Origin of the sequence: Streptomyces sp. NPDC059567 (assembly GCF_042735655.1) — a bacterium.
Classification (GTDB): domain Bacteria; phylum Actinomycetota; class Actinomycetes; order Streptomycetales; family Streptomycetaceae; genus Streptomyces.
In genome coordinates this window covers 131,308-139,770 of the sequence record NZ_JBHWBS010000006.1, presented here as the reverse complement: position 1 = coordinate 139,770, position 8,463 = coordinate 131,308, and the positions used below count along the sequence as shown (strand labels likewise).

The 8,463-nt window shown below is 70.9% G+C and carries 3 protein-coding genes; all 3 read right to left on the bottom strand.

The features are described 5' to 3' along the window. Nucleotides 1-44: 44 nt before the first annotated feature. The 3 genes from pulA to ACFVZW_RS05555 all read right to left on the bottom strand — a co-directional run bounded on the left by pulA (nt 45) and on the right by ACFVZW_RS05555 (nt 8,322). Nucleotides 45-5,411: a pullulanase-type alpha-1,6-glucosidase gene (gene pulA, locus ACFVZW_RS05565; RefSeq protein WP_384517102.1), complete on the bottom strand. Its 5,367-nt coding sequence runs from the start codon at nt 5,409-5,411 to the stop codon at nt 45-47. Nucleotides 5,412-5,478: 67 nt separating this feature from the next. Then, the gene (locus tag ACFVZW_RS05560) at nt 5,479-7,179 is read right to left on the bottom strand and encodes a carbohydrate-binding module family 20 domain-containing protein (protein ID WP_384517099.1); all 1,701 of its coding nucleotides are present in this window, start codon (nt 7,177-7,179) and stop codon (nt 5,479-5,481) included. Between the two features lie 123 nt (nt 7,180-7,302). Further along, on the bottom strand, nt 7,303-8,322 hold the full coding sequence (locus tag ACFVZW_RS05555) for a LacI family DNA-binding transcriptional regulator (protein WP_384517123.1): 1,020 nt from the start codon (nt 8,320-8,322) through the stop codon (nt 7,303-7,305). Nucleotides 8,323-8,463 lie beyond the last annotated feature (141 nt).

Sequence of the window (8,463 nt, the reverse complement as noted above, 5' to 3'; positions counted from 1 at the left end):
GCCGGGGACCCCCGGCCGGCCTCGCCGCACGTGCGGGTGTGCGGTCAGCGGGTGGTGAAGACCGCCACCGTGCGGGCCGGGACCGTGAAGGTGCCCGAGCTCGTCTCGTACGACGCGGACGTGACCACGGAGTCCCCGCCCGCGGCCTGGACCGGGTGCAGGCCGTAGCCCTTTCCGGCCAGGGCGGCGACCCGCTGGGTCTGCCGCTCAGGGGTGGCGTTGAAGACCACGACCAGGTCGCCGAGGCGCATGGTGATCACGCCCGGGGTCTCGCCGGTGCCGGAGAGCGGGAAGGACAGGGCGTCCTGGACCTGCCCGGCGGTGGCGAGGGAGAAGGCGGACTCGGTCGTACGGATCTTCTGGAGGTCGCGGTAGGCGGCCGAGGCGCCGTCGATCTGCGCGCAGCCGACGGTGAGCGACGGGGCGGTCAGCAGCGGCTTTCCGTAGCCCCACTTGGCCTTGTTGTCGGCCGCCGGAGGCAGGCCGCGGCCGAAGCCGTTGCCGTCCCGGCAGTCCCAGTGGATCGCGTTGAACCAGTCACCGCTGTCGTACGAGTTGCGGTCCAGCGACTTGGAACGCAGCAGGTCCGAGCCCGCCTGGGAGAGCGCCGGGCCCTGCGAGAGGGTCGCGGTCGCCATGGCGAGGACCTGCATCCTCGCCCGGTCGGCCGCCGAGGTGGCCGCCGGGAGCTTGAAGGCGAGCGCGTCGTACAGGGTCTCGTTGTCGTGGGCGTCGGCATAGGCGAGCGCGTCGCCGGGGGCGGCGGCGTAGCCGGCCGGGGAGCCGTTGTAGTCGACCTGGCTGCCCTTGACCGTACGGCCGGAGGTGTCGGTGAAGGTGTAGTCGGCGAGGTTGCCGGAGAGTCCGACCTTGATCAGGTCCTGGTAGTGCAGGAGGCGGGCCTTCTGCTGCTCCGGAGTGCCGTTGGCGGTCGAGGAGTTGGGGTCGGTGAAGAGGCCGGAGGCGAAGCCCTGGACGCCCGGGTCCTCGTCGAAGGGGCCGCCGCCGCGGACGGCGTCACGGGCCCGGTCGGAGAAGGTCGCGATGCCGGTGCCGGCCATGTTCTTCTGGGTGGCCTGGACGAAGCGGGAGTCGTCGGCGATCTCGCCGAAGTTCCAGCCCTCGCCGTAGAGCACGATCGCCTTGCCGTCGACGCCGTCCTTGGCGACGGTCAGCGCGTCCAGGGCCTTGCGGACGGCGAGGATGTTCTCCTTCGGGTGGTGGCCCATGAGGTCGAAGCGGAAGCCGTCCACCTTGTACTGCTTGGCCCAGGTGACGATCGAGTCGACGACGAGCTTGCCCATCATGGCGTTCTCGGGCGCGGTGTTGGCGCAGCAGGTGGAGGTGGCGACGGAGCCGTCGGCCTGGAGCCGCTGGTAGTAGCCGGGCACGATCCTGTCGAGGACGGACTTGTCGGCCTGGCCGCTCGCGACGGTGTGGTTGTAGACGACGTCCATGACCGTGCGCAGTCCGGCGCCGTTGAGGGACTGGACCATCCGCCGGAACTCGACCGTGCGGCGGGTGCCTTCGGGGTCGGTGGCGTAGGAGCCCTCGGGGACGGTGTAGTGCAGCGGGTCGTAGCCCCAGTTGTAGGCGTCCTTGGCCGCGGCGGCGGCCACGCAGGCCTGCTGCTCCTCGGAGTCGGGGGCGTAGACCTTCAGGTCGCAGGCCGGCTCGGTCTGCGCGGACTTCTTCTCGGGGATGGTGCCGATGTCGAACGCCGGGAGCAGGTGGACGTAGGAGGTCCCCGAGGCGGCGAGGGCCTTCAGGTGCTGTGCCCCCTTGCTTCCGGTGTCGGTGAAGGCGAGGTACGTGCCCTTGTGCGCCGGGACGGCCGTGGTGTCCGCGATCGAGAAGTCGCGGATGTGGAGCTCCTGGATCTGGGCGTCCCGCAGCGGTACGGCGGCGGGCTTGGCCAGGCTCTTCCAGCCCTTGGGGGCGAGCTTCGGGTCCGCGAGGTCGACGACGAGGCTCTGGACCGAGTCGGTGGTCAGGGCGGTGGAGTAGGGGTCGGTGACCTTGTTGGTGACGATCTGCCGGACGCTCGGCGCCCAGACCTTGACCGCGTACCGGTACGGCTTGCCCGTCCACGCGCGCGTGCCGGTGACCGACCAGACGCCCGAGGCGTCGTCGCGGCGCATGGGCACGGCCTTGCCGTCGAGTTCGAGGGCGACGGACTGGGCGGTGGGCGCCCAGAGGGACAGCGTGGGACGGCCGTTCCGGAACACCGGGCCGAGCGCGGCCCCGGTGGCCTTCGTCGCGTACAGGTCGTCGAGGACACCGGCGAGCTGAACGCCCGTGGCGGTCAGGACGGCACCGTTCGCGGCGTACTGGGCGGCGACGAGCTGCCCCTTGAGCGCCTCGCGGACGCGGTCGCGGTCACGCGGGTCGACCGTGAAGGCGCCGGAGGACTTCAGGTGCGGGAAGGCGGCCTTCTGGGCGTCGGTCAGCTGCGCCGGGTTCAGGCGCAGCACCTGACGGTCGCCGGTGAGCGTCCCGTTCTCGACCGTGATCGAGCCCTCGCGGGAGGCGAGCAGCACGCTGGAGGCGGCGGCGTCGCTGCCGTTCCAGGCGAGGGTGGTCTCGTCGATCCAGATCGCCTGGGACTTGGTGAGGTCGAGCGCGGCGCCGCTGCCCTTGGGCTGCGGCAGCAGGTACTTCTCCTGGCCGCCGAGCATCCACACCTCGTGGCCGTTGGCCTTGAGGTCGAGGGACTGGTCGGTGGGCAGGTCCTTCTCGTCGCCCTTGTGCAGGATGTAGGAGAGGGAGGTGGCGCCGGCCGCGAGCGGGACTTCGTAGACCGCTCCGTAGGTGTCGGTGCGCACCGGCTCCAGCGGCCTGCTCCAGTCGGTGGGGTTCGCGGCGCCGGTCCAGGTGTGCAGGCCCCAGCCCGTGTAGTCGCCGTCGGCGCGCTTGTAGTGCAGGACGGCCTTCGTGGTGTCCTGCGGCGGGTACGCGCCTTCGGGCGCGGTGTTGCGGACCTCGGGCTTGCCCTGCTCGATCCAGACCTCGCCGGTCTTGGAGAGGTCGATGCTCCGGTCGGCGTCGGTGTCCTTGACGCCGTCCTTGTTCACGGCGATGAAGCCGACCGAGGAGGCGCCGGGCTTGAGCTTGACGTAGGCGAAGGCGCCGTAGGCGTCACGGCCGGTGAAGGGCTTGCCGGCGGGCCAGGTGGTGCCTTCGCCGTCGGCGATGTCGCCCCAGGTGTAGAGGCCCCAGTCGGCATAGTCGCCGTCGGTGCGCTTGTAGTGGACGATCGCGTAGTCGCGCTGGGTGGCGGTCGGCGGCTGCTCGACGGCCGGGGCGCCGCTGGTGGTCGCGGCGGTCACGCTCGCGGCGCGGCCTGCGCTGTCGACGACGACGGCCTTGTAGCGCAGGGCCGTTCCCGTGGGCGCGGTGACCTTCTGGGTGACCTTGTACGGGGCGTGGTCGGCGGAGCCGAGGACCTGCCACTTTCCGTTGCCGGTCTGCGCGGCGAAGACCACGCGGTTCAGCTGCCCGCCCGTGACGTCGGCGGAGAGCTCGACGGTGCCGGTGGCTCCGGCCTCGGGGGCCTTGAGGGTGATCTCCGGCGTGGCTGCGGGCGCGCCGAGCGGCTTGGCGGCCTTGAGCACGAGGGAGCCGAGCGCCGGGACGGTCACCTTGATCTTCGTGTCACCGCCGCTGGTGACACGGGCGTCGCCGCCGTGGATCGAGGTGAAGGCCATGCCCGCGGAGCCGGTCGGGATCTCGACGGTCTTCGCCTCGGTGGAGCTGTTGACCGCGACGACGTACTCGGCGGGCCCGTTCTTCGCGCGGGCGTCGGTACGGGAGAAGGCGTAGACGGAGCCCTCGGCGTACCGCTGCTGCTGGATGCCGTCGCGCAGGGCGGGGTGCTCACGTGTGAGCTTCGAGAGGGCGGCGATCTGGCGGTACAGGGGGTGCGAGGCGTCGTAGGCGTCGCTCGCGTGGGTGCGGTCGGTGCCGAGCTGGTCGTCGTCCAGGTAGTCGGCGGTCTTCGACGCGAAGAGGGTCTGGCGGGAGTCCTTGTCGCCGCCGGCGCCGGTGTAGCCCTGCTCGTCGCCGTAGTAGACGACGGGGTTGCCGCGGGTGAGGAACATCAGCTCGTTGGCGAGCCGGTAGCGCTGGAGGAGTTCGGCGTCGCCGGCCTTCGGGTTGTCCTGCTTGAGGAAGGTGCCGAAGCGGCCCATGTCGTGGTTGCCGAGGAAGGGCACCGATTCGTAGGCGTTGGCCTTGTCGGTGGTGTAGCGGTAGTCCTGGCCGAAGAGGTTCGCCAGCTTGTCCGCCGGACCGCCCTGGGAGGCGAAGGTGCGGGCGGCGTCCTGGAAGGGGAAGTCGAGGGTGGCGTCGAGGCGGCCCTCGGTCACGTACGGGGCGGTGATCGCCGGGTCGGCGGAGTAGACCTCGCCGAACATGAAGAAGTCGTCGCGGCCGCGCTTGGCGGCGTACTCGTCGAGAGCGGTGGCCCACTGGGTCCAGAAGGCGGTGTCGACGTGCTTGACGGTGTCGATGCGGAAGCCGTCGATGTCGAAATCGCGCACCCAGCGCTGGTAGATCTTCTCCATGCCCTCGACGACCTCGGGACGCTCGGTCCACAGGTCGTCCAGGCCGACGAAGTCGCCGTACTGGGAGGACTCGCCGGCGAAGGTCGAGTCGCCCCGGTTGTGGTACATCGTCGGGTCGTTGAGCCAGGAGGGAACCTTGAGGTTCTTCTTGTCGGCGGGGACGACGGGGGTGCGGGGGAAGGAGTCGGTGTCGACGCGCGGGAACGAGCCGCTGCGGTCGTCGAAGGGGACGCCGTCCTTCGTCAGATACGGGAAGGCGCCCTTGGAGAGGTAGTCGTAGGTCTTCTCCTTGTAGTCGACGACGTCGGCGGTGTGGTTGGTGATGACGTCGAAGAAGACCTTCATGCCCTTGGCGTGGGCCTGGTCGATCAGCTTCTCCAGGTCGGCGTTGGTGCCGAAGTGCGGGTCGACCTGGGTGAAGTCGGTGATCCAGTAGCCGTGGTAGCCGGCGCTGGCGTCCTTGCCCGTGCCCTGCACGGGCTGGTTCTTGAAGATCGGCGCCATCCAGATGGCGGTGGTGCCGAGGCCCTTGATGTAGTCGAGCTTCTTGGTGAGGCCCTTGAGGTCGCCGCCCTGGTAGAAGCCCTTGTCGGCGGGGTCGAAGCCGGTGTCGAGACGGGTGCCGGTGAGGCCGCCGCGGTCGTTGGCCGTGTCGCCGTTGGCGAACCGGTCGGGCAGGACGAAGTAGAACTGCTCCCGGGTGAGGTCGTGACGCGCGGGCTGAGCGGCGAGCGCCTTGTCGGACGGCGGGGGTGGGGGCGGGGGCGCTGCGGCCGCGGGAAGGGCGGGCACCAGCGCCGCGCACAGGGCGGTGGCCACGACGGCCGCCGTTCTCTTGCGTATCACGGGGGTTCTCCCTGGAGGTACGGGAAGGGGGGCCGCCCCGGCGGGGCGGCCCTGGTGGGAGGAGCTGTCAGGTGCGGAAGGTGTCGTTCAGGACGATCCGGCCGGAGGCGGGGACGGTCGCGGTGCGGTTCGCACCGGATTCCCAGGTCACGTTGCCCGCGGCGTCCTTGCGGACGTACTTGTACTCGAAGGCCGTGCCGGCCGGCAGGGAGACGTCGAGCTTCCAGACGGGGTACGAGGCCGGGTCCAGCTTCAGGGCCGCGGACGGGGACCAGTTGCCCAGCTCCGCGCGGTTGCCGGTCACGTAGATGTTCTGGCCGGAGACCGTCGCGGCGTTGACGTTGAAGGAGGCGCCGTCGGCGGCCGGCGGCGGGGTCGTCGTGCCGCCGCCGCAGCTCTTCGCGTTCACGTGCAGCGCCACGGCCGTGTGGGCACCCAGCGTCGTCGTGAACTGGCCGGCCGAGTTCACCGTCACGCCCGTGTTCGACTGCACGTCGCAGTACGTGCCGGCCGGCAGCCCCGTCTGGAAGGTGCGGGTCAGCGACGTGCCCTCGTGGTTGAGGGCGACGTACGCCTTGTCTCCCCGGCCGAACGCGATCGCGTTGTTGCCGTTGTCCCACCAGTGGGTGACCGCCGTGCCGCGCGCGGCGTTGCGGAAGCCGACCATCGAGGCGATCTCGCGCCAGGCGTGCTGGCACTTCCAGCCGTCGCTGTAACAGGCGTTGACCTGGCCGCCGCCCGGCGCGCCCGCGTCCTTGTCGGACCACTCGTAGCCGGAGTGGACGTCCGGAGAGCCGTAGGGCCAGGCCAGCATGAAGACGCTCGCCAGGGTGTAGGTGGCGCCGTTCTTGTAGTTGAGGGTGTCGCCGCCGCGCTCGGTGTCGTGGTTGTCGACGAAGACGCCGGACTTCCCGGAGGCCATGTAGCCCCAGGACTCGCCGAAGTTGCTCAGGTACGACAGCTTCTCCGAGCCGAAGATCCGCTTGAGGTCCCGTGCGTAGCGGAACTCCTGGACGTCTCCGTTGCCCAGGTACTCGCTCGGGGAGACCGCCTCACCGGCCCCGTATATCGCCTCCTGCTTCCAGTAGACGCCCGGGTTGCTCAGCCGCGACTTGATGTTCGCGAGGTCCGCGGCCGGCATGTGCTTCGCCGCGTCGACGCGGAAGCCGTCCACGCCGAGGGAGAGCAGGTCGTTCATGTAGGCGGCGATCCGGCCGCGTACCCAGTCCTCGCCGGTGTCGAGGTCCGGCAGGCCGACGAGCTCGCAGTTCTGGACGTTGGCCCGGTCCTGGTAGTTGGAGATCGTGGCCCGGCAGTCGTCCATGTCGGCGCCGGAGTACAGGCCGGGGTAGTCGTACTTGGAGAACGAGGTCCCGCCCGTTCCCGTGCCCGACGCGTTGGCCATGTGGTTGATGACGGAGTCGGCGACGACCTTCACGCCCGCCGCGTGACAGGTGTCGATCATGGACTTGAAGGCGGTGCGGTCGCCGAGGGGTCCGGCGATCTTGTAGCTGACCGGCTGGTACGCGGTCCACCAGGTGGAGCCCTGGATCCGTTCCTGGGGCGGCGAGACCTGGACGTAGCCGTAACCCGCGGGGCCGAGCTGCTCGGTGCAGGCCTTCGCCACGGAGGCGAACTTCCACTCGAACATCACCGCGGTGACGTCCTTCTCACCGGGCGGGGCGGCCTGTGCGGGGGTCGGCGCCGTGACGGCCACAGCGGCTCCCGCCACGAAGGCGAGTGCAGCGGCCACGGTCTTTCTGGCCATGTTGTCCTCCTGCTGACTTCACTGTCGCAAGATGTTGCCGAAACTAGCAGCAACTGTTTTCAGCCGTGACCGTACGAGTGCCCCGACCCCCGGTCAACCCTTGGGACCCCTCAATGCAGGGAGTTACGCAAGGAGTTGCAGCGAGGTTCCGACCGGCGGCTGCGCCGTGGACCCGCGTACCACCAGCTCCGGCTGGAAGACGAACTCCGTGCGCTGCACGGGGTTCCCCTCGACCTCCTCCAGGAGCGCGCCCACCGCCGCCGTCGCCATCGCCTGCACGGGCTGGCGCACGGTGGTGAGCGGCGGGTCCGTGAACGCGATGAGCGGCGAGTCGTCGAAGCCGACGACCGACACGTCACGGGGCACGTCGAGGCCCCGGGCGCGCACGGCCCGGATCGCACCGAGCGCCATCAGGTCGGAGCCGCAGACGATCCCGGTGCAGCCCTGGTCGAGCAGGATGTCGGCGGCCGCGTGCCCGCCCTCGACGCCGAACAGGGTGGGGCGGACGTACCGTTCGGCCTCCGCCCGCTCGATCCCGAGCAGGTGGTGCAGCTCGGCCGCGAACCCCTCCGCCTTGCGGCGCGAGGGTACGTAGCGCGTCGGGCCGATCGCCAGGCCGATCCGCTCGTGGCCCAGCTCGACCAGGTGCCGTACGGCCATCCGCGCCGCGGCCCGGTCGTCGGGCGAGACGAAGTTGGCGTCGACGCGCTCGTTGAAGCCGTTGATGAGGACGAACGGGACGCCCCGCGCGGCCAGTCGGACGTACCGCTCCGGGTCGGCGCTCGCGTCCGCATGCAGCCCGGAGAGGAAGATGATGCCGGTGACCCCGCGCTCCTCCAGCTGCTCGACGAGCTCGTCCTCGGTGGCGCCGCCGGGCATCTGGGTGCAGAGCACCGGGGTGTAGCCGTGCCCGGCCAGGACCTGCTCGATGACCTGGGCGAAGGCCGGGAAGATCGGGTTGGTCAGCTCGGGGACGACCAGACCGACCAGGCCGGCGCTACGGCGTTTGAGCCGCACGGGACGCTCGTATCCGAGCACGTCGAGCGCGGCGAGGACCCGGTGCCGGGTCGCGCCGGCCACGCCCGCCTTGCCGTTGAGGACACGGCTGACGGTGGCCTCGCTGACCCCCGACTGGGCCGCGATGTCCGCGAGCCGCGGGGGGGGGGGGGGGGGGCCCCCGCCCCCGGGGGGGGGCGCCCCCGCCCCCCCCCCCCGGGGGGGCGGGGGGCGGGGGGCAGAGCCCGCCCGACGCCGGGCGCGGGGGGGGGTGGTGCGGGGCCGGGG